At 46.7% G+C, this 25,797-nt stretch carries 22 protein-coding genes; 8 read left to right on the top strand and 14 right to left on the bottom strand.

Annotated elements, in window-relative coordinates; translation table 11 throughout:
- Positions 1-180: 180 nt before the first annotated feature.
- The 3 genes from DP923_RS08440 to DP923_RS08430 all read right to left on the bottom strand — a co-directional run bounded on the left by DP923_RS08440 (position 181) and on the right by DP923_RS08430 (position 2,131).
- On the bottom strand, positions 181-789 hold the full coding sequence (locus DP923_RS08440) for a hypothetical protein (protein WP_112305384.1): 609 nt from the start codon (positions 787-789) through the stop codon (positions 181-183).
- 12 nt (positions 790-801) lie between these two features.
- Positions 802-1,323: an acyl-CoA thioesterase gene (locus DP923_RS08435; RefSeq protein WP_112305383.1), complete on the bottom strand. Its 522-nt coding sequence runs from the start codon at positions 1,321-1,323 to the stop codon at positions 802-804.
- Positions 1,324-1,468: 145 nt separating this feature from the next.
- Entirely contained in the window at positions 1,469-2,131 is a 663-nt protein-coding gene (locus DP923_RS08430) for a protein-L-isoaspartate(D-aspartate) O-methyltransferase (protein ID WP_112305382.1), read from the bottom strand.
- A gap of 228 nt (positions 2,132-2,359) precedes the next feature.
- Between DP923_RS08430 and DP923_RS08425 the strand changes: the two genes are divergently transcribed.
- Positions 2,360-2,944 (top strand): riboflavin synthase, encoded by a 585-nt coding sequence (locus DP923_RS08425; RefSeq protein WP_112305381.1) that lies wholly within the window; start codon positions 2,360-2,362, stop codon positions 2,942-2,944.
- Between the two features lie 92 nt (positions 2,945-3,036).
- Here DP923_RS08425 and DP923_RS08420 read toward each other — a convergent pair whose 3' ends face one another.
- A complete protein-coding gene (locus tag DP923_RS08420; RefSeq protein WP_239020974.1) occupies positions 3,037-3,615 on the bottom strand; it encodes a phosphatase PAP2 family protein in 579 nt (192 codons plus the stop codon).
- Between the two features lie 5 nt (positions 3,616-3,620).
- The gene (hemF, locus tag DP923_RS08415) at positions 3,621-4,520 is read right to left on the bottom strand and encodes an oxygen-dependent coproporphyrinogen oxidase (RefSeq protein ID WP_112305380.1); all 900 of its coding nucleotides are present in this window, start codon (positions 4,518-4,520) and stop codon (positions 3,621-3,623) included.
- Positions 4,521-4,749: 229 nt separating this feature from the next.
- On the opposite strand from hemF, the gene DP923_RS08410 reads away from it, so the two are divergent.
- A complete protein-coding gene (locus DP923_RS08410) occupies positions 4,750-6,828 on the top strand; it encodes an alpha-ketoacid dehydrogenase subunit alpha/beta (protein ID WP_112305379.1) in 2,079 nt (692 codons plus the stop codon).
- A 446-nt stretch (positions 6,829-7,274) separates the two neighbouring features.
- Here DP923_RS08410 and tamL read toward each other — a convergent pair whose 3' ends face one another.
- Positions 7,275-9,728 (bottom strand): translocation and assembly module lipoprotein TamL, encoded by a 2,454-nt coding sequence (gene tamL, locus DP923_RS08405; RefSeq protein WP_449421202.1) that lies wholly within the window; start codon positions 9,726-9,728, stop codon positions 7,275-7,277.
- Positions 9,729-9,733: 5 nt separating this feature from the next.
- Between tamL and DP923_RS08400 the strand changes: the two genes are divergently transcribed.
- Positions 9,734-10,480: a TrmH family RNA methyltransferase gene (locus DP923_RS08400; protein WP_112305378.1), complete on the top strand. Its 747-nt coding sequence runs from the start codon at positions 9,734-9,736 to the stop codon at positions 10,478-10,480.
- Between the two features lie 108 nt (positions 10,481-10,588).
- Here DP923_RS08400 and DP923_RS08395 read toward each other — a convergent pair whose 3' ends face one another.
- The 5 genes from DP923_RS08395 to DP923_RS08375 all read right to left on the bottom strand — a co-directional run bounded on the left by DP923_RS08395 (position 10,589) and on the right by DP923_RS08375 (position 15,108).
- Complete coding sequence (locus DP923_RS08395; RefSeq protein ID WP_112305377.1) at positions 10,589-11,704, bottom strand: outer membrane beta-barrel protein; 1,116 nt, start codon at positions 11,702-11,704, stop codon at positions 10,589-10,591.
- Between the two features lie 11 nt (positions 11,705-11,715).
- The gene (locus tag DP923_RS08390; protein WP_112305376.1) at positions 11,716-12,594 is read right to left on the bottom strand and encodes a hypothetical protein; all 879 of its coding nucleotides are present in this window, start codon (positions 12,592-12,594) and stop codon (positions 11,716-11,718) included.
- Between the two features lie 18 nt (positions 12,595-12,612).
- Positions 12,613-13,149, bottom strand: a complete 537-nt coding sequence (locus tag DP923_RS08385; protein WP_112305375.1) for an RNA polymerase sigma factor — start codon at positions 13,147-13,149, stop codon at positions 12,613-12,615.
- 318 nt (positions 13,150-13,467) lie between these two features.
- Positions 13,468-13,887, bottom strand: a complete 420-nt coding sequence (locus DP923_RS16575) for a CPBP family intramembrane glutamic endopeptidase (RefSeq protein ID WP_125047684.1) — start codon at positions 13,885-13,887, stop codon at positions 13,468-13,470.
- Between the two features lie 507 nt (positions 13,888-14,394).
- A complete protein-coding gene (locus DP923_RS08375) occupies positions 14,395-15,108 on the bottom strand; it encodes an arylesterase (RefSeq protein ID WP_112305373.1) in 714 nt (237 codons plus the stop codon).
- A 104-nt stretch (positions 15,109-15,212) separates the two neighbouring features.
- Between DP923_RS08375 and DP923_RS08370 the strand changes: the two genes are divergently transcribed.
- Complete coding sequence (locus DP923_RS08370) at positions 15,213-15,908, top strand: ABC transporter ATP-binding protein (protein WP_112305372.1); 696 nt, start codon at positions 15,213-15,215, stop codon at positions 15,906-15,908.
- Positions 15,909-16,039: 131 nt separating this feature from the next.
- The gene (locus DP923_RS08365; protein WP_317047273.1) at positions 16,040-18,616 is read left to right on the top strand and encodes an ABC transporter permease; all 2,577 of its coding nucleotides are present in this window, start codon (positions 16,040-16,042) and stop codon (positions 18,614-18,616) included.
- Between the two features lie 127 nt (positions 18,617-18,743).
- On the opposite strand, the gene DP923_RS08360 is transcribed toward DP923_RS08365, so the two are convergent.
- The 3 genes from DP923_RS08360 to DP923_RS08350 all read right to left on the bottom strand — a co-directional run bounded on the left by DP923_RS08360 (position 18,744) and on the right by DP923_RS08350 (position 21,947).
- Positions 18,744-19,106 (bottom strand): CoA-binding protein, encoded by a 363-nt coding sequence (locus tag DP923_RS08360; protein WP_112305371.1) that lies wholly within the window; start codon positions 19,104-19,106, stop codon positions 18,744-18,746.
- Positions 19,107-19,193: 87 nt separating this feature from the next.
- A complete protein-coding gene (locus tag DP923_RS08355; protein WP_112305370.1) occupies positions 19,194-20,771 on the bottom strand; it encodes an NAD(P)/FAD-dependent oxidoreductase in 1,578 nt (525 codons plus the stop codon).
- A 210-nt stretch (positions 20,772-20,981) separates the two neighbouring features.
- Positions 20,982-21,947, bottom strand: a complete 966-nt coding sequence (locus DP923_RS08350) for a tryptophan 2,3-dioxygenase family protein (protein ID WP_112305369.1) — start codon at positions 21,945-21,947, stop codon at positions 20,982-20,984.
- Between the two features lie 265 nt (positions 21,948-22,212).
- Between DP923_RS08350 and sdaAB the strand changes: the two genes are divergently transcribed.
- The 3 genes from sdaAB to DP923_RS08335 are packed head-to-tail and all read left to right on the top strand — an operon-like array spanning position 22,213 to position 25,789.
- Positions 22,213-22,890 (top strand): L-serine ammonia-lyase, iron-sulfur-dependent subunit beta, encoded by a 678-nt coding sequence (gene sdaAB / locus DP923_RS08345; protein WP_112305368.1) that lies wholly within the window; start codon positions 22,213-22,215, stop codon positions 22,888-22,890.
- A 14-nt stretch (positions 22,891-22,904) separates the two neighbouring features.
- Entirely contained in the window at positions 22,905-24,389 is a 1,485-nt protein-coding gene (locus DP923_RS08340) for a TolC family protein (protein ID WP_112305367.1), read from the top strand.
- Between the two features lie 5 nt (positions 24,390-24,394).
- Positions 24,395-25,789 carry an efflux RND transporter periplasmic adaptor subunit gene (locus tag DP923_RS08335; RefSeq protein ID WP_112305366.1) on the top strand — a complete coding sequence of 465 codons (1,395 nt, stop codon included), beginning with the start codon at positions 24,395-24,397 and terminating at the stop codon, positions 25,787-25,789.
- Positions 25,790-25,797 lie beyond the last annotated feature (8 nt).

Here is a 25,797-nt window from a genome sequence, read left to right as displayed (position 1 = left end):
TTTTATACTTTGGTGAATGAAATAGGCAACAAACGATACTTCACCTGAACCCGCCGTTGTTGGTGTTTTCACGGACAACTATACATTAACTGATTGGCGCTTGCTGATGAAAACACGCAGCAAGGGTTGCCGAAACAATTTCTATTAAGCTCTCAACAACTTCAATTTATTAAAATCAAACTACAAAGCAAACGTCGCTTTCAACGAATTCCAGAGCTGTTTTTTCTGTTCCACATCACTTTCTATTACTGCCAGGCTTTGCGAGAAAACCACCGGTACATCCGCCACTTTTACGGGCGTGTATAAGGTGAATTTATCGTGTGGCAGGTAAGTGTTAATGCGGCTGGCAAAGCTGATGATGTAGTTTACAGGCAATAATTGGTGCAGTTCTTCAAACACAGCAATTTGCCCGGAAATATTATTGACATATGCCACATCTTCTGTTTGCAGGCCAATCGCAGTTAATATCTTCTGCAGAAACTCAAGTTTGGGTAACGTTTTAAATTCATGGTCAGGCAGCGTAACCAGTACTACAATGCCTTTACGGTTCTGGCCGGTTACATCAAAAGCCTTTGGCGTTATTCTTTCTACTTCCGGCTTTTTAGGAAGAACCGGCGTGGCCTTTTCTTCAGAAACGATCGGCACTGGCGCAGGAGTTGCATCTGGCGCTGGCATAGCAGCAGAAACCGAAGTATAAACTGCTACATCTTCGGGCACGAGGTAAACCGTTTCCGGAAGAAAGTTCTTCAGAAAATCTTCGCTTAAAATATCTGCCTGCAAGCCTGCCATGTAAAGGTGGTTTTATTCTTTGATATCGAAAATAGATTTCAGTTCATTCGCTTCGCTTGGTTTCATGCGGCCGGCCAAAACAAGGCGTAACTGGCGACGACGCAGCGCCCCTTCGTAATGTTTGATCTCTTCTTCAGTTTCCGGTATCGCTTCCGGTACATCGATCGGGTTGCCCAGCTGATCTACGGCCACGAAAGTAAAGTAGGCCTGGTTCGATTTTACTTTTTTACCGCTTGGGATATCTTCTGCATATACTACAATGTGCACCTCCATCGATGAACTGAAGGCACGCGTTACTTTTGCTTCAAGCGTAACAACATTGCCTAATTTTATACTTTCAGAAAAAGAAACATTGTCTACGGATGCAGTTACCACGATCCGGTTAGAGTGTTTTTGGGCAGCAATTGCTGATACAATGTCCATCCAATGCATCATACGGCCACCCATCAGGTTGTGCAGTGTGTTGGTATCATTGGGCAATACCAGTTCCGTCATGATAACGTAAGAGTCTTTTACTTTTTTCTGTTTGCGCATACTTTATACTTAAGTTGGCGCAAAGATACTCCGTAGCGGCCATTTCCTAAAATAAACTTAAAACAGCGTGCAGTTCAATCAAAAAAGAGCATCAGGTTATACTTAAGGTATACTTCTTATATAGGATTTTATACTTTGGATAGGCTTATAAATTATCGGCTTCCCAACCGGACTTACCAAGCAGCGGCACAAACTTAAAATCGGTGAAAGCCTCTTGTGTGAAATCGTTTTCGGAAACGCGCGTGATCCGGAGCATTTTCTGGCTGTTTTCGTCCCCGACAGGTATAACCAGGATGCCGCCCACATTCAGTTGCCGCACCAGGCTTTTAGGAACGGCGGGTGCGCCGGCGGTTACAATTATTTTATCGAAAGGAGCATATTGTGGTAATCCTTCAGAGCCGTCGCCATGAAACGTATGCGGCCGTAAACCATGTTTCCTGAAAAAGAGAACAGCTTTTTCGTATAAAGCCCGGTTGTACTCTATGGTATACACAGAAGGCGTAATTTGCAGCAGCACAGCACATTGGTAACCTGAGCCAGTGCCAATTTCCAGTACTTTGTCTGTTGATTTCAGCTTGAGTAGTTCTGTTTGGAAGGCGACCGTGTAGGGTTGTGAAATGGTCTGGCCTTCGCCAATCGGGAAGGCTTTGTCCTGGTAAGCCTGTTCTACAAACGCTTTATCAAAAAAGAAATGACGCGGTACAGCTTCGATGGCTTGTAACACCCGCTCGTCCCGGATACCTTTTTCGCGGAGAATCTGGATCAGTGCGCGGCGCATGCCTTTGTGTCTGTACGTGTCTGTTTGCATGAGTAGCTTAGTAACGTTTAACATCGGCCTTCTTTAAATTTACTGGCAGGCCATTTCAGAAGTTGTTTGCGAATTTAAGCATACCCGTTTAAAAACAAGACTTTTTAGTTAGCTGATTTTAAAGTATAGGCAGCATTACTCTATCTTTCGTCTTAACTTTGGCCTGTTGTTTTGGTTATAGCAAGTATAAACGCAACATTCTGTAAGTATAAATTTAGAAGTAGATCTATGTTCACCGGCATTATAGAAACATTGGGTACCGTAACAGGCATCCGTATCGAAGGCACTAACAAGCATTTTAACCTGACAGCGCCTTTCACAAATGAGTTAAAAATAGACCAGAGTGTGGCGCACAACGGCGTTTGCTTAACGGTAGTTGCCATCGAAAACGATACCTATACGGTAACCGCCATTGATGAAACACTTCAGAAAACCAGCTTGAATGACTTAAAAGAAGGCGACATCGTAAATTTGGAGCGTTGCATGCAGGCCAATGGCCGCTTCGACGGGCATGTAGTGCAGGGACACGTAGACCAGGTGGGTATTTGCGAATCTGTGGAAGACCAGAACGGAAGCTGGTTATTTACATTTAGCTATGATGGCAGCACCGGAAATGTAACGGTAGAAAAAGGCTCGATCTGCATCAACGGCATCAGCCTGACGGTGGTGAACTCCAAGGAAAACCAGTTCTCGGTAGCCATCATTCCCTATACTTACGAACATACCAATCTGCAGCACGTTAAGCCGGGCACACGCGTAAACCTTGAGTTTGATATTATCGGAAAGTATGTAGCGCGTTTGCTAGGGAAGTAATTTGGATTGCTTAATTGCTGATTGTTAGATTGTTGTTCCGGAAATTCAGTATTTAAGTAGTTTGTTAATTGCTACATAACTACTTCTTTATTCTAAAGTCCAGATCTTGATAATTTATACTTTCTGACCACATAAAAGTATAGCAACGAGCACAGGTAAGCACATAAAGCACCAACTAAAGCGCCGCCCAGAAGATCACCGGGATAGTGCACGCCCAGGTAAATACGGCTGTACGAAACTACAAAAGCCCAAAGTATGAGCACTGCTTTAAAGTATTTATACTTACCCGAAAGTATAAGGCTGAAAAAAACAGCCAGTGCAAACCCAGTAGATGCATGCGAAGAGAGGAAACCAAACTTACCGCCACAGCCTTCCACAATATTTACTACCTGCGCCAAATCGGGGTTGTGGCAGGGGCGGAGGCGGGCAAAGTATGGTTTAAAGATGCCGGAGGCAATATAATCGGCTGCACCCACCGCAGCAACAGCCAGCAACAGCATGGCTAAACTTTGGCGGCGGTAACGGTAAATGATATAAATGATCAGACCCAGGTAAAAAGGAATCCAGACGTATTTATTGGATACAAAAATCATCACCGCATCCCAGAACGGGTTGTGCTGTCGGTTCAGATAAATAAAAAGGTCCTGGTCGAGTTGCGCTAAAGTTTCCAAGTATGTTATTGCACGTTAAGCCAGTCGATCTCTTTTTTGAGGTAAGCCTGCGTCTTTTCTTCAGCGCTGCCTGCTTCCGGCTTGTGGTTATATACCCAGGAAGCATGCGTTGGCAAACTCATCAAAATAGACTCGATGCGGCCATTGGTCAGTAACCCGAATTTGGTACCACGGTCGTATACCAGGTTAAACTCTACGTAGCGGCCACGGCGTATCAGTTGCCATTTTTTCTCGTTTTCGCCGAAAGGGAGATTGCGGTTCTGGTTGATGATCGAAGTATAAAAAGGAGCGAAGGCATAAGCCACGTCGCGCACAAAGGCAAAAAGCTGTTCTATACTTATCTCATCGGTCGCCATCAGCCTATCGAAGAAAATGCCGCCTACGCCGCGGGTTTCGTTGCGGTGTACGTTGTAGAAATAATCATCGGCCCACTTCTTAAACTCCGGGTAATAGCTTGGGTGGTGTTTGTCGCAAACGGCTTTCATCTGCGCATGAAACTCCTTTGCCTGCTCTAAGTTGAGGTAAATAGGCGTAAGGTCGATGCCGCCGCCAAACCAGGCCTGTCCGTTTCCGGCTTCAAAGTAGCGCACGTTCATGTGCGTGATCGGTACCATCGGGCTGTGCGGGTGCATCACCACCGATACGCCTGTCGCAAAATAATTCGGGTCCGGCATTTCCAGCATCTTCAGGAACTGCAGTGAAAGCTGCCCATGTACTGCCGAAAAGTTGACACCGCCCTTCTCCAGCACCGCCCCGTTTTCGATCACGCGCGAAATTCCGCCGCCGCCTTCTTCGTGTTTCCACTCATCCACGGTAAAAGTGGCGCCGCCGTCGCAGGTTTCGAGGGCCTGGCACAAGTCGCGCTGAAATTGGCGCATAAACGTTTCTACTTCTTCTCTGAACATGATCTCTTGATTGAAGTTATACTTTGAGTTTACCTTTGGACTGATGGTTTGATACAGATCCAAAGTATAAACTTGAGCTAATGTTACTATAAAATGCCCGGTTTTACAACGCTTAAAGCGATTTAGAGCTGCGCAAAAATACCAAATAACAATCGTTCTACCGAACGCAATCTTCATTTTAGAAAAAGCGGATTAATTAGTAATTTCGGGCAAGACTAAAGTATAAACCATGTCAAAAGATACGCTGGAGGATTTTAAGGTTGATGTTGCCATTCTTAAAAAAGCCTACCGACTCATGCATACTGCCAAAGCACTGGCAGATACTTACGAAGAAAACAAAACGATCTGTAGCAAATATGTACACAGCACCTCGCGGGGTCACGAAGCAATACAGCTGGCAACAGCTTTTCAGCTAAAGCACTACGATTATGCTGCCACCTATTACCGCGATGATTCTATACTTTTAGGCATCGGCATGCAGCCTTATGAACTGATGCTTCAGCTGATGGCCAAAGCCGATGATCCTTTTTCGGGCGGCAGAACCTATTACGGGCACCCCTCTTTAAAGCGCGAAGGTTTCCCTACCATCCCGCACCAAAGTTCGGCTACGGGCATGCAGGCAATTCCTGCTACCGGTATGGCGCATGGCATCGCATACTTAGAAGGACAAGGCTTGCTAAATGGCGATGAGAAACCTGTTGTGCTTTGTTCTTTAGGCGATGGCTCTGTTACCGAAGGCGAAGTGGCCGAAGCATTCCAGATGGCTGTTCTGAAAGGCCTGCCGATCATCTACCTGGTGCAGGATAACGACTGGGGAATTTCGGCTACCGGCAAAGAAATGCGCGCCATGGATGCGTACGAATATGCGGCTGGCTTTAAAGGCATGGAACGCTTGCGCCTGAACGGTTCTGATTTTGCAGAGTCGTATGAAGGAATGCGCGTGGCCTTTGATTATGTGCGCAAAGTGCGCAAGCCTATATTAGTGCATGCTAAAGTTCCGTTGCTGGGCCACCATACTTCGGGTGTGCGCCGCGAGTGGTACCGAGGCGAAAACCTGAACGAGCACAGCGTAAACGATCCGTTGCCTGTACTCAGACAAGCGCTGCTGGAGGCAGAAGTATCGTTGGAAGAAATTGAGGTACTGGAGCAGGAAGCACTAGCAACTGTAGCCGCAGATTACCAGAAAGCATTAGCCGCTCCAAACCCGGACCCGTCTACGTTTAACCTGCACGAGTTTGCACCAACCCCTGTAACAGAAGAAAAAGGCCAACGCAGCCCGGCCGGTGCCGAGAAAGCCATTATGGTGGATGCGGCGCTGCACGCAGTGGATGATATTTTACGTACCTACCCGGAGGCTTTATTTTACGGCCAGGATGTAGGCGGCGAATTAGGCGGCGTATTCCGGGAAGCGGCTTTGCTGGCTAAAAAGTATGGCGATGCCCGCGTGTTCAATACGCCCATTCAGGAAGCTTACATTGTAGGTTCTACAGCCGGTATGTCGGCGGTAGGTGCCAAAGCAATTGTGGAGATTCAATTTGCGGATTATATCTGGCCGGGCATCAACCAGCTGGTTGAAGAATTATCGAAAAGCTGTTACTTGTCAAATGGACAGTTCCCGATTCAGTCTGTTATCCGGGTGCCGATCGGTGCGTATGGTGGAGGCGGACCGTACCATTCGGGAAGTATAGAATCGACACTACTCAACATCAGAGGAATAAAAGTGGTGTTCCCGAGCAATGCTGCTGATATGAAAGGTTTGATGAAAGCTGCTTTCCTGGACCCGAACCCGGTGGTGATGCTGGAGCACAAAGGCATTTACTGGTCTAAAGTGGCCGGAACCGAAGATGCTAAAACCGTGGAGCCGGACGAGGACTACATTTTGCCGTTAGGGAAAGCGAATATCGTGCAGCAGGCTTCAGCAGAAGAAATGCGCATGGGTAACAGCTTAACTGTTATTACGTACGGCATGGGTGTCTATTGGGCAAAAACGGCCTCCAAACAATTCCCGGGAAGTATAGAAATAGTTGACCTGCGCACGCTCAACCCGCTGGATTACGAAACTGTACGCGCATCGGTTGAGCGCCACGGTAAAGCGTTGGTTTTAACGGAAGAACCGCTCATGAACTCGTTTGCCGAATCGTTAGCCGGTCGCTTATCCAAAGATTGTTTCCAGAAGCTGGATGCGCCGGTTTATACGTTGGGAGCATCTAACCTGCCTGCTATTCCGCTTAATGTGGAGCTGGAGAAAATGATGTTGCCGAATGCTGATAAAGTAGCTGCGATGTTGGAGGAAATCCTGAATTATTAATCAATTATAAAGTATAAAGTATAAAGTATAAAAAAAGGCTTACCAAGTAACGGTAAGCCTTTTTTTATATCATATTAAAAATAAATAGAATATGCTGCCCTTGCTGCGTGTTTTCACCAGCAAGCACCAATCAGGTAAAGTATAGCTGTCTGTGAAAACACCAACAACGGCGGGTAAAAGTAGGTTTAAAGTATGCAGTCCGGGTTCCAACCACCCCCAGCCCCTCCTTATCCAAGGCGGGGAGTATGTTGTTACTGCAGCAAAGTATGAGTTTCATAGTTTCTGTTACGTACTAAAGTATAAAAAGCCAAGGCTATACTTTGATAAAGTATGAAACAGTAAGTAAAGCTCCCCGTCTTGGATAAGGAGGGGCTGGGGGTGGTTGGACTTCTTGCTGGAACAATCTTACGCAACTTTTCCAGCTTAATTTCAGCTAAGATGAATTTCTAAAACGGATACCCGATACCGATGTTAAGCGTACTTTGGTTGCTCTGCGTAAAGAAGTCCGAGAACCTGAAATTGTTCAATATAAACTTCTTGCCATCTACGCCAGCCGGGTCGTATACTTTGGTAGCAAGATCAAAACGCAATACCAGCACCGACAGATCGAACCGGAAGCCGAAACCCGTACCAACGGCCAGTTCTTTGTAGAAACGGTTGAAGGCAAAATCTGCGCCCGGTCGTCCCTGGTCTGGCCGCATCAGCCACACATTGCCCGCATCTACAAACAACGCCCCGTTCAGGAAACTGAACATGTTAAAACGGTATTCGGCGCTACCTTCTATTAAGATTTCACCAGGCTGTTCGGCTGTAAAATCCCGGGTCAGCTGCTGTTCTTCGCCTTCCGGAATATCCGGATTTGCCACTACCGTAGCGAAAGACCCCGGCCCTAAACGCCTCGATTGCCAGGCCCGCACACTGGATGCACCGCCTGCAAAAAAGTACTTGTCGTAAGGCATTACATTCGAACTGAAGATCGGGCTGCCAACGCCAACATTTATTTTATAAATAAAGAACCGCTTGCCACCCAGGGGAATATACCGCCTGTAATCGGGGTTGATCTTGGCATACTGAAACGTGCGCAGCGTTCCGAATTTTGGTTGAATGCCCAGTTCCTGCGTTAAACCGCCCACTTCTACCAGGCTTCTGAAATAGCGCGCATCCCTGGATTGAGTAAAGTCGTTGGTGTTGTAGATGAAGTTAAAGGACATGAAGGAAATAAAGGCGCTCTTAAAACTTTCCTCCAAAGAGCGGCTGTCCTGGCTGTACTCGCGCAGTGTTCTCAGGAATTCGTCTGAAAGCCTGTCTACCTGCACCACATTCAAATTAACCGGCGATACGATGAACTGCGTGGTAGGGGGCAGCAACACATTCCGGCCCTTCTGCCAGATATAATCAATGCCCAGTTCCGAAGTAGAGCGCTTATATTCGCTGCGCGAATGGCTGGTATAGCCGGTGTAAATGCGGGTGCGCGGGCTGCTATCTGATAAAAGATTGCGGCCCGTGAACGGTAATAAAATCAAGGGGAAAGATAAGGACACATCGCCGCCGAATTCCTTGATCGTAGTAGTCTCTTTGCCAACCAAACCAACCTGGCCTTCAAAGCCGCCACGCAGGCCTATATCCAGGTTTTCGGCGCCGCCAAATACATTACGGGTACGGAGCCGGATGCTAGAGAATGGCCCCGGAATACGCTCTGTATAGGTTAAGCCCAGCTCAGCCGTTTCCTGGAATTTTTTGGAAGGGATGGCATTGATAAACGCATTCAGCTCGTTTGTAGCAGTAGAATCCTGTTCGTTTACCAGCTTGTTGTAGGTTACGTTACTGAACTGGAAAACATCCAGATTAGCGAGTTTGCGTTGGGTGGTATTGGTGCGCAGCTGGCTGTAAACCTGGCCCGGGTAAATATCAACTTTCGTATCCAGTACGCGGGGAGAGTATTTCAGCTTATACGAAATATAGTTTATATCCTGGAAGTGTGTGGTGTCGCGCGGAATACCAAAGCGGTCGTTATCGGTTTTAAAGTATACTTGCCGGATGGTATATACTTTGTGCGTCGAGTCGTTTTCAGGATTTTGAATAATGGTTTTGATGCGGGCCGTGTTCTCGGCGTAACTGGTATCTACATCAAAAACAATGTAAGCGCGGGCAAAATCATAATAGCCATAGTTGCGGATGCGGTTGTTCAGCCGGTCGCGCTCTTTGGATAACACATCGGCATCGTAAACATCACCTGGCTTCAGCAACGACCACTGGCTTCCCTTTTGAACTACATTCAGCAGGGCCGTGTCCGTAATACCGTACGTTAATTCCGAATAGCGGAAAGGTGTATTTTCCTGGATGTTCAGGGTAACGTACATAAGTTTACCTTTTACATTTTCGGTAAAACTGGCCGTGTGGTTAAAGTAGCCTTTCGAGTCAAGGTACACATCGATCTGCTGCATGGTACGTACCATCTGGGCAGAATCATAGATGGCGGGCGGCTCGCCGAGCTGCATCACAAAATTTCCGTTTTTTTTCTTTTCCGTGAGGTTTGCGATCTGGTTATCATACTTGGTGCGGATGTCGCGTATCTTCAGCGAGTCGTTTTCTTCTTTGATCTTACTTCTCATCCGGGCCCGCTTTTCTGTAATCCGCTTATCGATGCGCTCCGGGTTATAAAACTTTTTACCGAAGTTATACAACGATAAATAAGGGGTAGAGCCAAACACCATGCGGTTGGGCTTTTGCTGGTAAAGTGCCTGAATAGTAACCGGATCCACGTTTTGGAGGCCTACCGGTTTAATACTCACCAGCAGGTTTTCGTCTTCGGCCAGGTAACGGGTGGGCACACATCCTCCCATACAAAAAATTGTAATTAACAGGGCAGATATGTATACTCGTGATTTAAAACCGTTCACCAGCTATGTTGTCTAAAGCAGTTGCAAAATATATAAACTCCCTGCAAGTAAAAAAATACCGCAGCCAACACCAAGCCTTTGTGGTAGAGGGAGCTAAAAGTGTGCTGGAATTGATGCATTCTAATTTCGAACTGGAGCATTTATTTATAACCGAAGCTTTCTACAGGGAACATACCACTATACTTTCGAAAGGTTATACCTACGCTATTGTAACGGAAGAACAACTTGTAAAAGCTGGCACCTTTGCCAGTAACAACGCTGCACTTGCTGTTGCCCGTATGCGCCAGCCCGGAGTTCCGGAAGTTAAACCAACCGATTTTGTAATTGCCCTCGATGATATCCGCGACCCCGGTAACCTGGGTACCATTATCCGGATTGCTGACTGGTATGGCATCACGAAAATTATCTGTTCCGAAAACTGCGCCGACTTTTATAACCCGAAAGTAATATCGGCTACAATGGGCTCTTTCATCAGACTGCAGGTGCATTATGTTAACCTGGAAGTATGGATTTCCGAACACAGCAGCACACATGCCATATACGGTGCCTCGCTAGAAGGCGAAAATATTCATAAAATGACCTTGCAGCCCGCCGGCATTGTGGTAATGGGTAACGAAGCAAACGGCATCCGGCCGGAAGTGGCGCGCCACATCAACACGCTGGTTAAAATTCCGGCTTACGGGCAGGCGGAGTCTTTAAATGTGGCAACGGCTACGGCTATTATTATCGATAATTTCCGGAGGAACGGGTAAAGCCAAAGTATAAACCAACCAAGTATAACAGAGAAAGAGCCCTGGAGGGGGCTCTTTCGTTACTCACCATTATTACAAACACATTTTTCTATACTCCTAAAATTCAATTTAGTTTAGAATTGTAATACCAAAGCTGATGACATTTGCCTGAGGGCCACGGTTTTCCTTGAAAAGGTCGTTCATGTTATACTTCATAAACAAGTTAAGTGAACCATATCCGATGGTACCTTTCAGGCCGTACTGGAAATCAGATAAATTGTAGCTGTCGCGGATCTTGTCTTTTTGTGTTTTACCGTCTTCGTCATACTTCAGTTTGGCATGCGAGCCTAAACCGTAGCCAACAAAACCACCCGCACCAAGTATAAAGCCGGTTTTACCTTTGTCGCGCTTAAATCTGAATTCAGCGATAAGCGGAACATTGATGGAAGAATGCGTCAGTTTACTTTTCTCGAGGTTACGCTCCGATACCACAAAAGAAGTCTGGTTGTCGATGTCCTGGATCACATAGTTATCATCGAACATGTAGTTGTTAAAGGCAAACTCAAGACCAGAAACCAAGAATAACGGGCTTTTACGGCCACCCAGCTGCGAGTTCAGCGTCCAGTTAAGGCTTACATATCTTGATCCCCAAGGCTTCAAATCTACTAGATCGTTATTTAGGAAGGTGTTCAGGCCAAGGTCCACGCCAAATCCAAATTTAGTGGCTTTATAGTTTTCTTCTGCTTTGGCGTGGCGGATGCTATCGCGTTCGGCTTTATCCGGCACGTTCACGTTTACCTGCGTGTTTTCGCCGTCTTCTTCTACTTCCACATCAATTTTAAAGGTTCTGTTGATGCGGATCTCGTGCTTCTCTTTTTTGCCTTTGCTATTCTGGTTCCCTGTTTCCTGCATGGTAATGGTCACTTGCTCTGCCTGGCCTTTTCCGCCTTCTTTGGCATCGAATGTTACGGTCATTTCTTTGGAATCCATACTTCCGGCTTCCATGCTGTCCACGCGCTGCACATACACATTCAGCACGCGCATCAACGAATCCAGGCTATAATTTTCGAAAGCTTTCAGTTGCTCTTTGTTTTGGAGCTGAAGGATCATTTTGGCTCCGTTGGCCATTTTTACGACGATGGTATCCTGGGTGCCGAGGCGCTGGGCCACAGTTAAACCGCCTTTAGCGAACACACCGGTAGCGGTAGCCATGAAAATGGCCATAAGTAGAAGTAAACGTTTCATGGTTTTATTTTTTAGAGTTGAATGACTTTTGTGAATTTCTGTTTTCCGATCTGGGTATTGAGGGAGATTTTATCTGCGCGTACAATGCTGGCCAGCTCGACAGGTTCTCCGTTTGAAAGGTTGCGTACTTGTTTAAAAATGTTCTTTGCCAAAGTCTTCTTTTTATCGAACCCGGTTGGCTCCTGGGTTTCTGCAGGAGCAGCCTGTTGGGCCACAGCGCGAGTAATGGTAATCTCTACAGGAGCAGCGTTCAGGTTAGCCGGGGCTACTTCGGCTGCGGCAAGGGTTGCAGCAGAGGTAACCGGTTCCATTTCAGGCGCAGTAACAGCAGCAGGTTGTTTGGCTGTGTCCGGTGTTTTATACTTTGTGCCGGTGCTTGCTAAGGTTGCGCTTTCAGGGGCTGGCTTCATACTTGCTTTTCTTGTTTCAGCTTTTGCTACCGGGCTTTCTGCTTTGGTAACTGCTTCTGTGTTGTTAGATGCAAGGGTTGCCGGTTCGGTTGCCTGGGCTTCTATATTTTTTTCAGAATTTTTTTCGGCCTGTGCAAGTATGGTTGTTTCGGTTGGCGCTGGCTGCGTGTAAACCGGTTCTTCTACTAGAACAGGTTCTTCTTTCGCTGCTAAAATTTCCTGTACTTCCGGCGTGCCGGTTTTCAGGTTATAGAAAACAAGCCCTGTAGCCAGCAGCAACGAGAGTGTAGCCGCTACCGACGAATACATCCACATAAAGCCTTTTTTCTTTTCTTCCTGCTCCGGTTTAATCTGCAGTCTCGTTTCCGGCATTTCTGTTTCGATGCGTTCCTGCAATCGGCTCCAAAGGTCTGCGGGCGGTGTTGGCGCAGCATTCTTTAACCGGTCTCCGAATAACTTATCTATATCTTCTGGTCTCATTTTGCGATCTCCTTTAAATTAATCTGCCATAACACTTTGCCCCGAAAGGCGGCGCTGCAACATAACACGTGCTTTGCTTAACTGCGATTTGGAAGTGCCTTCTGTTATACTTAGCATTTCCGCAATTTCTTTATGCGAATATCCTTCGATGGCATACAGGTTAAAAACTGTTCTATAACCGGCCGGCAAAGTATAAAGCAGCTGCATCAGTTCGCCTTCTGCCAGGTCGTGGTCTGCGCCGGTCTGGCTGGCTACTTGCATGGTGCCACCATCTTCTATGGCCAGGTGCAGTGGTTCTTTTTTCCTTAAAAAGGCGAGGGCTTCGTTTACCATAATGCGGCGAACCCAGCCTTCAAAGCTGCCTTTATTCTCGAATTTGCCGATGTTCTGGTAAATTTTCATAAAGCCGTTTAAAAGAGCCTCTTCGGCATCCATTTCTGCTTTCAGGTAGCGCAGGCAGACGCCGTACATCTGCGAGGCAAACCGCTCGTAGAGCAGCTTCTGCGCCTTGCTTTCTGCCCGTTGGCAACCTGCTATTAGTTCTGCTTCTGTCACGCTGTGTAAAATTTTCTCAAATGTTTCAGTTTGTTTTAGTCGCTACAGGAAGCACTGTTTTCCTTTTCTTTACACGTTAGATGCAGCAAAAGGAGGGGAGGTTGCCTAGCAAGTATAAATTTCTGTAAAAAAACTGATGTAGCTATATACCACAACTAGTTAATTGCGCTTTTCAACTAAAAAATTATACTTACAAGCCTTACAGAGGGAGATTTTAAGTATAAATACATAATATTTATACTTCAGTAATATTACAAGCCAAGGGTGGGTTGATAATTTCACAAGGTTTTTAAATCGTAACTATGTTACTACTGATCATTATATCATACTTATAAAATTTAAGAGGAAATTGAACAGGTTATGCGTTACAGCGGGCAAAAGTATACTTCTGCTGTTTATCGCTATCCAACCCAAACCATAACCAGTTAACCCAGTACTGAATATATTAAAAAAATGAAAATAGATTTGCTGGTCGTGTTCGAAACCGAGCCCATGTACAAGTCCGAAAAGAATTGAAATTATCAGAAGGCTTGGGTTTCCGAAGTTAAATTTCCCTATAGCGCTTTTGTCAGAAAGTATGGTCAACAGTAAACCTAGCAAAACTCCTCTGAAAAGGATTTCTTCATCCAGCCCGGGCATCGTTAACTGAAAGGCAAGTGTTTCGAAGTTAAGTTCTTTTTGCTTTAAAGTATAACCTGAAATTATAGCAATAACTACAAGTGCAAGTGAAGCTAGCACTGTTGATTTAATTGTTGATTTATTTTGGCGAAGTGTGAAGTAATTATGTTGAGTAAAATATCTTTTGAATAAGATGTAGCATACGATACCAAAAAGTGTTGCCAATATTTTGCCGCTCCAATTCCAGGTACCTCCTATAAAATCTGCCTGGTCGTAATAGCGTGGAAAGTGCAATACAATGGAGTAAACAATAAATATAACCACAAACAGGAATAGTCTGAAGTAGGCGCTTTTGTTTTTCTCTCGAATGAAGAAAAAAAGGATAGGTAAAATTATTGCAAGTTGAACAAATGAAGTGAGTATAATATTGGCCAAGGCAGTTTCTTTTCAAGTATAAAACTTCTCAAGATAAGTATAAAATCAAAAAAGGCTCCCTCGAACGAATTCGGGGAGCCTTTTTTGTATGAAAATTAACTTTTCAACTTTTAGCCGTTTGTATGAACGGCCACTTCAGAAGAAGGTTACGTTGGTACTAAAAATAATTAAAAAAAATTTTCTGATGATGGTCTATAGTTCACCGGCAGGTTCTGAAACCACTTCTTCGAGATGTTCCCATACATTATTAGCCAGAATTTTCTGCCCTTCTTCTGTCGGGTGGATGCCGTCTTTTTGGTTAAGTTTCGGTACGCCGCCTACGCCTTCAAGTAAAAAAGGAATCAGGATCAGGTCTTTTTCTTCGGAAAGCCTGGTAAACACGTTCTTAAAGGCGGTGGTATACTTCTGGCCCATACTTGGCGGCAACTGCATACCGGCCAGCAGAATTTTTACGTCAGGATTTTTAGCCCGCACCTTATCTACAATTTCGCCGAGGTTGAGGTACGTGGAAGCCGGATCAATCCCGCGCAGTCCATCGTTAGCGCCCAGTTCCAGTACAAAAACATCGATTGGTTGTTTCAGGAGCCAGTATATTCTGCTTTTACCGCCAGCCGATGTTTCGCCGCTAACCCCGGCATTCACAACATTATAAGGCAGGTTAAGCGAGTCGAGGCGTTGCTGTATAAGCGCCGGGAAAGCCTGATCAGGTTCCAGGCCCAAGCCCGCAGTCAGGCTGTTACCAAAAAATACGATGGTTTTGGTTTTTGCCTGTTTTTTTGCCTGAGGCGCTGCCTGTGTGGTAGCCAGCTGTTCTGTTACTTTTTCGGTTTCCTGGGTGGCCTGGTTGCAGCCATAAAAACTAAGCGCAAGGCCTAACGGGATGTATAAGAATCTTTTTTTATTCACTAGTTATAGTTTTAGTTTCTAAATTTATACGTTGCTACTTTAAAAACCTATACCAAGTTGTTTCTGTTTATAGGTTTTCAACTGAACTATAAAATAAGCCACGCATGCTCGAAGTACGGGATCTGACTAAAACATACCACAGCGGCAACCGCCATCTTACGGTGCTGCACGATGTAAACTTTACCATTCAGGCAGGCGATGTCTGTGCTATTGTGGGCCCGAGCGGCTCCGGTAAAACAACGTTGCTGGGCCTGAGCGCCGGCCTCGACCGTGCCAGCTCCGGATCTGTTATACTTAATGGCGTAGCGCTCGATAACCTCTCAGAAGATAAACGAGCCTATGTCCGGAACCAGTATGTGGGCTTTATTTTCCAGAATTTCCAGTTGATACCGACGCTGACGGCGCTTGAAAACGTGATGGTACCATTGGAGTTGCGCGGCGAACGAAACGTAAAACAGCAGGCCATGGAGTTGTTAGAGCGTGTTGGCCTGGCTGAGCGCCACGATCATTACCCCACACAACTTTCGGGTGGCGAGCAGCAACGTGTTTCGCTGGCCAGGGCTTTTTCCAACCGTCCGCGAATTTTGTTTGCCGATGAACCTACCGGAAACCTGGATGAAGAAACCGGCGAGCGTGTCGAGAAACTTTTATTTGATCTTAACCGCGAAATGGGCACTACGCTGGTTTTGGTTACCCACGACCTGGAACTGGCCCAGCGCACCGACCGCATTATCCGCATTAAAGGAGGAACAGTTATCTCTGATACACTTACAAATCAGACTTCAGAAGCTAGACATTAGATTTTAGATTTTTTGTAAGTAGCACCTTACTTCTTAAATCAAACACATCTTATATCCACGTTTCCATATTTCTAACAAACCAAGATATATAGTCTGATATCTAACGTCTGGCATCTAACGTCTAAATAAACGTGAAAGAAAATCACCCTGAACATACAGAACCAAAACAAAAGCTGCGCTTAGGCTGGCTCCTTAAAATGGCCTGGCGCGATACCCGCCGCAACCGTGGGAAACTCGTTCTTTTCCTATCGTCGATTGTGTTGGGTATAGCCGCGCTGGTGGCCATTAATTCTTTTCGGTACAGTTTACAGCACGCCATTGATGACAAAGCGCAGTCGCTGATTGGTGCTGATCTGGTTATCGGCATGAACAAGGAACCGGATTCGCTGGCATTGGCCATCGTGGATTCGGTTAAAGCATTAGGTGATCGCTCGGATGAAAACCGCCTGACCTCGATGTTATACTTCCCAAAATCCAATGCAAGCCGCCTGGTGCAGGTGCGGGCGCTGGAAGGAGGTTTTCCATACTTTGGCGCCATCGAAACAATACCGGAATCCGCCAGCCGCACGTTCCGGGAAGGCCGCAAAGCGCTGGTAGACCATAACCTGATGCTGCAATACGAAGCCAAACCCGGCGACTCGATCCGGATCGGTAATCAGAGCTTTGTTATCGAAGGCGAACTCCATAAGATACCGGGCCAGACTGCGCTAACCTCTACCATCGCGCCAGCGGTTTATATCCCGAGGCAGTATGTAGATGAAACTGGCTTGTTGCAGCGCGGTAGCCGCATTTCGTATTACTATTATTTTGATCTGCCCGATACCGTAGAACCTGATACGTTAGGTAAAAGGCTGGAATCGCGTTTCGAAGAGTATGGCATGTTTTACGATACCGTAGAAACCCGCAAAGAAAGTATGGGCGATGCCTACGATGAGCTGGCGCGTTTCCTGGCCTTGGTTGGTTTTGTAGCCTTGCTATTGGGCTGTGTTGGCGTGGCGAGTGCCGTGCACGTGTATATGCGCGATAAGTTGGCAACCATTGGCATACTTCGCTGCCTGGGGATGAGCGGGAAGCAGGCTTTCCTGGTATACCTGTTCCAGGTGATGGGCATGGGTTTACTAGGCGGTATAGCTGGCGCAGTGCTGGGGAGTGCCGTGCAGTTGCTGTTGCCGCAGTTATTCAAAACCTTTTTGCCGGTTCAGGTGGATGCCTATTTCTCGATTGCGGCCGTTGCTCAGGGAATCTTATTAGGGGTAGTGGTTTCGGTATTATTTGCATTGCTACCTTTGCTTACTATTCGTTTGGTGTCGCCGCTTATCACGTTGCGGGCAAGTATAGAACACCTCACCAACCAACGCGACCCGCTACGTTGGGCGGTTTATGGCTTGATTTTCCTGTTTATACTAGTGTTTTCGAGGTGGCAGATGGGCACGTGGTGGCAGGCGCTTTCCTTTACAGGCGGCGTGATCGCGGCATTCCTGGTGCTAGCGCTGCTTGCCAAAGGGTTATCACTTTTAGTGAAAAGATACTTCCCGGTTAACTGGGGCTATGTTTGGCGCCAGGGTTTGGCAAACCTGTACCGGCCTAATAACCAGACACTGCTTCTGATGGTATCGATCGGATTGGGTACGGCGCTCATCGGTACGTTATACCTGGTGCAGCGCACGTTGTTAAGCGAAGTCTCGATTGCAGGAAGCGAAAATCAGCCAAACCTGGTTTTATTTGATATCCAGAATGCCCAGCGCGATGAAGTCATTAACATCACCAAAGCACAGGGTTTACCAATCCTGCAACTCGACCCGATTGTAACGATGCGCCTGGAGCAGATAAATGAATTGACCGGTGCTGCTGTTCGGGCCGATACGACACTGGATATTTCTCCGAGAACATTTACACGCGAATACCGCGTAACGTACCGCAATCAGTTATCGGAGGCTGAAAAAACAGTGAAAGGCAATTGGACCGGAACATATGATGGCAAAAGCGAACTGGTGCCCATTTCGTTGGAAGAAGGCTATGCCGAGCGCATCAAAGCTGAAATAGGCGATACGCTGTTATTTAATGTCCAAGGCGCGCCTATCGCCACACAGATCGTGCACCTGCGCGAAGTAGACTGGAACCGGGTGCAGAGTAATTTCCTGGTTGTTTTTCCGGCCGGTGTGCTGGAAGATGCGCCACAGTTTCATGTACTCATGACGCGTAGTGCCAACGACCAGCAGGCAGCCCAGTTTCAGCGCCAGATCGTGGAGCAGTTCCCGAATATTTCTACCATCGGCCTTGATCTCATACTTAAAACACTGGACGAAGTGGTGAGCCAGATCTCGTTTGTAATTCAGTTTATGGCGCTGTTCAGTATTTTTACGGGCTTGCTGGTGCTGATCGGCTCGGTAAACGTGAGTAAATTCCAGCGGATACAGGAAAGTGTTTTGCTGCGCACACTGGGTGCCAGTCGCAAACAGATTTTCGCCATCACATTTTTAGAATATATACTGTTAGGCTTGCTGGCTGCCGCCACAGGCCTGGTGATTGCATTTGCGGCTGCCTGGGCGCTGGCCGTATTTAGTTTCGAAGTAGAGTTTACGTTGTTGGTGTGGCCGCTCTTTGTTATACTGGGTGTAGTAACATTGCTAACCGTAGGAGTAGGGCTACTCAACAGCCGTGGCATCCTGAACCGGCCACCGCTTGAAGTGCTGCGCCGCGAGGCTTAAAAACAAAAAAGGGATCTTATACAAGATCCCTTTTTCTTTTAGAACATAGACAACAAATGCCATCTGTTCAATAATACTAACCTATACGGGAAAGTTTTTAAGCAGGTTTTAACTCTCCTGAAAAAAATTAATAACTATCAGTTGCCAGCATCACGAGGGTGCAATGGTGCAGCGTTTCGATGTTCGCTTCAGCGGCTCTTTTTTCCAGTTCAGGGTTTTCAGTGCCGGGGTTAAAAATGATGCGTTTCGGGTTCAGGGAAAGTATGTAATCGTACCACGACGGCTGATTCTGCGGGCCCACATACAAGGTAACGGTATCTATACTTTCAACCTGTTGTTCTTTATCTGTAATGATCTGCTGCCCGCCAACCTGGCCTCTCCGTATACCAACCGGAACCACCTCGTGGCCGTGTTGCTGCAGCTTATGTACTGCTTTGTAAGCAAATCGGGATGGGTTATCAGTTGCTCCTAATACAAGTGTCTTTTTCATAATTTCGGTTTAAGCCATACATAAAGTATAAAAGTATAAACTGAAAAAACAGCTGTAACGTTACACTACACGCGCAACAGGTGCATTTTAAGAAGCTTGATTAACTTTAATAGCCACCATTTCAGCACAACGCTCACCATCCATAGCCGCCGACACAATACCACCTGCATAACCAGCGCCTTCGCCACAAGGGTATAAGTTACTGACCTGTATATGCTCTAGTGTTTCTTTGTTACGCGGAATACGAACCGGGGATGAAGTACGGCTTTCCACGCCAATTATCTGCGCCTCGTTGCTCAGGAAACCGCGCATTTTGTTACCGAACGCTTTAAAGCCTTCCCGTAAGCGGTAAGCCATATCCTCTGAGAACAATTTGTTCATATCTACTGCCACCAGGCCAGGCTGGTAAGAGGTTTCGAGCAGGTTTTTGCTGACTTTTTTATTGGTGAAATCCTGGAGTAACTGGGCTGGGGCAGCTTGCGTACCACCTGCCATTTCGCAGGCTTTGCGCTCAAGCTCCTGCTGCATGTGCAATCCGGCCAACGGGCCATACTTTTCCAGTTCCATATCTTCGAGCTCAATCGCCACCACAATGCCGGAGTTGGCAAATTTAGAATCGCGCCTGCTCGGCGACATGCCATTTACTACCACTTCACCGGGCGCTGTAGCCGATGGCACAATAAACCCACCCGGACACATACAGAACGAGAAAATGCCGCGCTGTTTGTTATTATAAACTGTTTGCTGCACCAGCGAATAAGACGAGGCCGGCAAGTATGGCCCACGGTCTTCACACTTATACTGTACACTATCTATAAACTGCTGCTGATGTTCTACGCGCACGCCCATCGCAAAGGGCTTGGCTTCGATGGTGATGCCTTGCTGGTGCAGAAGCTCAAACATATCACGGGCGCTGTGGCCAGTAGCCAGTATAACAGATTCGCCGGTATAGCGTTGGCCGTCCTGGGTTGTCACGCCTTTCATCACGTTATTTTCCAGTATGAAAGATGTAACGCGCTTATCAAATAGTACCTCGCCACCAGCTGCCCGGACTGTTTCACGGATGGCTTCTATGATTTTAGGAAGTTTGTTGGTACCGATGTGCGGATGCGCATCAAAAAGTATATCTGGCGTAGCACCGTGCTGCACAAATATCTGTAAAATGCGTTGCAGGTCGCCGCGTTTTTTGGAGCGCGTGTACAGTTTGCCATCCGAATACGTACCGGCACCGCCTTCCCCGAAACAGTAATTGGAATCCGGGTTTACGATGTGTTCTTTGTTGATAGCGGCCAGGTCGCGGCGGCGGCTTCTGACATCTTTACCACGCTCGAGCACGATAGGTTTTAAACCAAGTTCGATGCAGCGGAGGGCAGCAAATAAACCGGCCGGACCAGCACCTACAATGATGACTTCCTTTTTATCTGAAACATCCGGATACTTGTAAACCGGCGAATGAACTTCTGTAGGAGGGGTGTCGAGGTAAATATCCGCGCGGACGCGGGCAAGTACCTGGCGGCCACGCGCATCAATCGAGCGCTTTAACCGGTGGATATACTTTACTTGGTCGGGCTGAACCTGGGCACTCTTTATCAGTTCCTGTTCCAGTTGCGCAGCATCAAAAGCTACTTCCGGATCAAGCACTATTTCTAATTCTTTCTTTCTCATTACTAACAGGTAAGGTAGTTAACCTTAAACTTTTTAATTAATTGTTTAATAGCTGAATGGGGAAAATGTTATATTGATCTTTTAGTTATACTTTATACTTCAGCAAAGTATAAAGTATACTCCTAACACGTTTCTGTCAGCCTGAATTCAAAGTATAAGTATAAATTATACGACTGTATTATATAATCTGAAAAACTCAGCAACTTATACTTAGATTTCGCCTTTCAGCACTTTATCTACCCAGCCTTTGCCCCATTCGTTTGTTTGTGTTTCGTCCCAAAGGAGCGGGTAAAAAATGCGTTTCTGGAAACGCGGAGGCAGGTATTTCATCCAGTTGGTACCGCCGGTTGCAGCTATTACTTCCGGGTCGCGCTGCAGGTAGCGCACCGCAGATTTGTAGTGCATCAAAGGCCAGTTCACATTAATGTTGCTGTCCAGGTCGCGGAGCATCTGCATCAGATCCGGGTTTTGCTGGTCGGCTTCGGGGAGGCGTTTGTATACTGCCCACACGTTTTTATGCTCGTACGCTTTGGCAAACTGGATAAGCTGGGAAGTATACTTTTCTTCGAACTGCAGCAGGGTAAGCGTTTTGGCACCGGATGCTACTTCGGTTGCACCTTCTTTCCAGTAAATACAGCCTATCATTTCTTCCTGGGTGCTCTGCAAACCAAGCGCAGCGCGTTTGTCTTTATCCACTAAATTCCGGAGGTCTGTGGAGGCAATTTCGATCATGCGGTACTGTACCGACTGAAACCCGCTGGCCGGCATCAGCGCCATCCTGAACTGCAGAAATTGCTTCGGTTCCATGCCATCCACCATCACATCAAAAGAGTTGATCAGGTTGTCGAAGTACCGGTTAATGCGCTTCAAGCGACGCATTAATATTTCTACTGTAATTTCCTTATCATCACCAATCTGTCGGTACTCTTCCAGGCAAAGTTTAAAGTATAACTCTGTTATCTGGTGGTACATGATAAATATCTTTTCATCCGGAATTGTGGTCTTCGGATTCTGAAGGCTCAGGAGGGTGTCCAGGTGAATATAATCCCAGTAATTCAGAAAGTCGGTGTGGTAGAGGCCCTCCAGGTAAGCGGCAAGGTCCTGACCCAGGGGCACATACTTTGCCTCCAGGCGTTTCAGTTGTTCGAGCACTTCCGGCTTAAAATTATACTCCATTTTTTCAGTTTTAAAGACAAATGAATCCTGGGCGCAAAGGTACTTATTTGGTTTTCAAAAGGAAGGCTGCCTTACTCTTTTTACGATAATTTACCATCTGCTGGCATACCAGACAATTGCCGGTAGATAAGGTGCTTTGATTGGTTTGGTAGAGGCTTATGCGGTATTGGTAGAAATAATCCCAAAAATAGGTGGAAAGTATATAAAACTAGTTCAGAATTGTTAAATTTGATATTTACGATATTGCTTAGATAGATAAGACCTTATGGCTGAGAAAAGTAGCGTTTTTGATATGATCGGACCTGTGATGATCGGACCTTCCAGCTCGCATACTGCCGGCGTGGTCCGGATTGCCCGCGCTGCCATCCGGATATTGGGTGCAAAACCCGAAGAAGCCATTATTACTTTTTATAACTCGTTTGCCCGCACTTACGAAGGCCACGGAAGCGACCGCGCCATTGTAGCCGGCCTCCTGGATTTCAAAACGGACGATAAACGCATTAAAGAAGCCTTCGACCATGCAGCTGAACAAGGCTTAAAGTATACTTTCAAATCGGTGGGCAATGCCTCCACCATGCACCCAAACACCATTAAGCTGAACCTGATGGCTGCCGGCCGCGAGGTAGAAGTGATCGGGCAAAGTAGGGGCGGTGGCGTGATCAAAATAGTGGAGGTTGATGGCTTTACGGCAGATTTCTCGGCTACGCTCCATACCATGATTATTGATGCGGATGACGTGAAGGGAAGTATAGCTTTTGTATCGTCGGTGCTGGCCCATGACGATTGCAACATTGCTACCATGAGCGTTTCCCGGAAAGGCCGGAACGAGATGGCGCGCCAGTTCATTGAAATGGACTCTGGTATAAAGCCCATTACCTTAGAATACCTGAAACAACTCAGCTGGATAAAAAATGTGGTTTACATCCCGAACATCGACCTGTAACCGAACATCAAACTATGAATAAAACCTCTAAAACACTTTTGCTGGCACTCGGCATTACCCTGGCAGGTGCCGGCGCCGCAAATGCGCAAGACCAGCCGGCTACCGGTGCCGGTTCAGACGGTATCTGGTCGCTGGCAGAAGCTATTAATTATGCCACTGCCAACAACCTGCAGGTACAGCAAAGCAAAGTAAACCGCGACCTGAACAAAGTAAACGTTAACCAGTCCAGATTTTCAAGGTTACCGCGCGTGAACGGTAATGCCAACCACAACTATAGTTATGGTACCACGCTTAACCAGACCATCGGCGAACTGCGGAACGAACAATACCGCAGTAACAGCTTTTCGCTTAACGCGTCTGTGCCTTTGTTTATGGGTTTTCAGGCCGTAAACCAGATAAAGCAGAATAGCCTGGCTTTGCAGGCAAGCGAGCAGGATATCTTATCGGCACAGAACGATATCACCATTCAGTTGATCACGTCTTACCTGAACATACTTTTTGCGCAGGAACTGATCAAAACCAATGAGTTACAACGGGAACTAACGCGTCAGCAATTAGACCGGACAAACATCTTGTTCCGGGCCGGAAGTGTGGCAGAAAACTCGGTACTTGACCTGGAGTCGCAGTTGGCAACGGATGAGCTGAATGTGATCAATGCCCAGAACCAGCGCGATATTGCCCACCTGAACATGGTGCAGTTGCTTAACCTGAAAGAATCCTCTAACTTCCAGATTGAGATACCGGAAATTCCGGAGCCCGACCAAAGCCCGGCATTAACAGATGCCACCGTGGTGTATGAAACGGCCCTGCAAACTTTACCTGCTATTAAAAGTGCCGAATTGCGTCTGCAAAGTGCAAGCAAAGCAATTGATGTAGCCAGAGGCGCTTACTTGCCGACACTAAGTATGAATGGCGGGTTAAATACGTTCTACAACACAGATAATTTCCTGCTGACTTACCAAACCGAGAACAGAGGTTTTACCAGGCAGGTACTGGGGTATACAGATGCTGGTGGTACGATTCCATTGGAAGTATACACGCCGAATGTGGTAAGAACGCCGATCCAAAATGATTACCCGTTTGCTGATCAGTTCAATAATAACCTGGGCAAGCAGTTTGGGTTTTCGTTGCAGGTGCCGGTTTTTAATGGCTTGCAAACCCGTTTAGGGGTGCAGCGCGCCAAACTGGATCAGGAAAATGCCCGCATCAATACCGATATTGCCCGCAATAATTTAAGGCAGACGATTGAGCAGGCGCACGTAGATGCCATTGCCGCGCAACGCAAGTATACTGCAGCTAAAAACCAGGTGATCGCTGCTGAAAAGAACTACCGCAATGCAGAGCTTCGCCTGAATAGCGGCGTGATCAATACAGTGGATTTTAACATTGTAGGCAACACCTATCGCAGTGCACAATCAAGCTTGCTGCAGGCTAAATACGAATATACCTTTAAACTAAAAGTACTTGATTTCTATCAGGGTAAAGACCTTTCTTTCTAAAAACTATGGCTAAGAAAAAATCAAAACTCATTCCGATTCTGATCGGTGTTCTTGTTCTGTTGCTGGTAGGTGTGCTGGTTGCGAAAAAAGCTGGCTGGCTTGGCAAAGAGTCTGGAACTGAAGTAGTGCTGGCAGATGCCAAAAATGTTACGATCGTTGAAAAAGTAAGCGCTTCCGGAAAAATTCAGCCGGAAACAGAAGTGAAGATCAGCCCGGACGTTTCAGGTGAGATCACAGAATTAAATGTTGCAGAAGGCGATTCGGTAGTAAAAGGCCAGCTTTTACTACGTATCCGCCCGGATAACTACCAGTCGATGGTAGATGCCCAGGAGGCTGCTGTAAACACGGCTCGCGCCAACGTAGCTCAATCCAGAGCCCGTTTAGGCCAGGCAGAAGCTAACTTTAAGCAGGTAGAACAAAATTATGCCCGTAACGAAGCCCTGTTTAACCAGAAAGTAATTTCGCAGCAGGAGTGGCAGCAGATCAAGGCAACCTACGAAGCGACTAAACAGGAGATCGAATCATTGCGCCAGAGCGTGCGTGCGTCAGGTTTCAGTGTACAGAATGCCCAGGCTTCCCTTAAAGATGCTCGCGAAAACCTCAACAAAACAACCATTTATGCACCGGTTAGCGGGATCGTTTCTAAATTAAATGTGGAGCGCGGCGAGCGTGTGGTAGGTACATCGCAAATGGCCGGTACCGAGATCATGCGTATCGCTAACCTGAACAACATGGAAGTACGCGTAAATGTAAACGAGAATGACATTGTACGTGTAACGATGGGCGACTCGGTGGAAGTGGAAGTAGACTCTTATACAAACCGCGATGAAAAATTCAAAGGAATTGTAACAGCTATTGCCAACACGGCCAAAGACGCCACGACACTCGAAGCCGTAACCGAATTTGAAGTGCGCATCCGTTTGATCAACGATTCTTACAGCCATCTGGCAAAAAACAATACGCATCCTTTCCGTCCGGGCATGACCGCTTCTGTAGACATCATCACAGAGAAAAAGAATAATGTACTTGGTGTGCCGTTATCTGCTGTAACTACTCGTTCTGAAGACAACAAAGGCGGCGAAACTGCGAAGGAAGGCGAAGCCAATACCAACGCTACAGAAGAAAAAGACGAAAACAAACCGGCTGCAAAAGTAGAGGAAGTTGTTTTTGTGTATGAAAAGGCCACAAATAAAGTGAAAGCTGTAAAAGTGAAAACCGGCATCAGTGACTTCGAGCACATGGAGATTTTGTCGGGCCTGACAGCCGGGCAGCAAATTGTTTCAGGTCCTTTCAGAGCGGTATCTAAAACACTAAAAGACGGAGCGATCGTAGCGGTAAAAGATGCTAAATCGCTGGACAAGGCGGCTATTGCAGCCGAGACAAATGAAGACGAAGATTAACGAATAAA

Source organism: Pontibacter arcticus (assembly GCF_003284895.1).
Classification (GTDB): domain Bacteria; phylum Bacteroidota; class Bacteroidia; order Cytophagales; family Hymenobacteraceae; genus Pontibacter; species Pontibacter arcticus.
The sequence above is the reverse complement of the archived record's forward strand: the minus strand, read 5'-3'. Positions and strand labels throughout refer to the sequence as shown.

Excerpts from the sequence above, each read along its gene's own strand:
- DP923_RS08440 (WP_112305384.1), bottom strand. The coding sequence starts at position 789 with ATGGCAGGCTTGCAGGCAGATATTTTAAGCGAAGATTTTCTGAAGAAC.
- DP923_RS08435 (WP_112305383.1), bottom strand. The coding sequence starts at position 1,323 with ATGCGCAAACAGAAAAAAGTAAAAGACTCTTACGTTATCATGACGGAA.
- DP923_RS08430 (WP_112305382.1), bottom strand. The coding sequence starts at position 2,131 with ATGCAAACAGACACGTACAGACACAAAGGCATGCGCCGCGCACTGATC.
- DP923_RS08425 (WP_112305381.1), top strand. The coding sequence starts at position 2,360 with ATGTTCACCGGCATTATAGAAACATTGGGTACCGTAACAGGCATCCGT.
- hemF (WP_112305380.1), bottom strand. The coding sequence starts at position 4,520 with ATGTTCAGAGAAGAAGTAGAAACGTTTATGCGCCAATTTCAGCGCGAC.
- DP923_RS08410 (WP_112305379.1), top strand. The coding sequence starts at position 4,750 with ATGTCAAAAGATACGCTGGAGGATTTTAAGGTTGATGTTGCCATTCTT.
- DP923_RS08400 (WP_112305378.1), top strand. The coding sequence starts at position 9,734 with ATGTTGTCTAAAGCAGTTGCAAAATATATAAACTCCCTGCAAGTAAAA.
- DP923_RS08395 (WP_112305377.1), bottom strand. The coding sequence starts at position 11,704 with ATGAAACGTTTACTTCTACTTATGGCCATTTTCATGGCTACCGCTACC.
- DP923_RS08390 (WP_112305376.1), bottom strand. The coding sequence starts at position 12,594 with ATGAGACCAGAAGATATAGATAAGTTATTCGGAGACCGGTTAAAGAAT.
- DP923_RS08370 (WP_112305372.1), top strand. The coding sequence starts at position 15,213 with ATGCTCGAAGTACGGGATCTGACTAAAACATACCACAGCGGCAACCGC.
- DP923_RS08360 (WP_112305371.1), bottom strand. The coding sequence starts at position 19,106 with ATGAAAAAGACACTTGTATTAGGAGCAACTGATAACCCATCCCGATTT.
- DP923_RS08355 (WP_112305370.1), bottom strand. The coding sequence starts at position 20,771 with ATGAGAAAGAAAGAATTAGAAATAGTGCTTGATCCGGAAGTAGCTTTT.
- DP923_RS08350 (WP_112305369.1), bottom strand. The coding sequence starts at position 21,947 with ATGGAGTATAATTTTAAGCCGGAAGTGCTCGAACAACTGAAACGCCTG.
- sdaAB (WP_112305368.1), top strand. The coding sequence starts at position 22,213 with ATGGCTGAGAAAAGTAGCGTTTTTGATATGATCGGACCTGTGATGATC.
- DP923_RS08340 (WP_112305367.1), top strand. The coding sequence starts at position 22,905 with ATGAATAAAACCTCTAAAACACTTTTGCTGGCACTCGGCATTACCCTG.
- DP923_RS08335 (WP_112305366.1), top strand. The coding sequence starts at position 24,395 with ATGGCTAAGAAAAAATCAAAACTCATTCCGATTCTGATCGGTGTTCTT.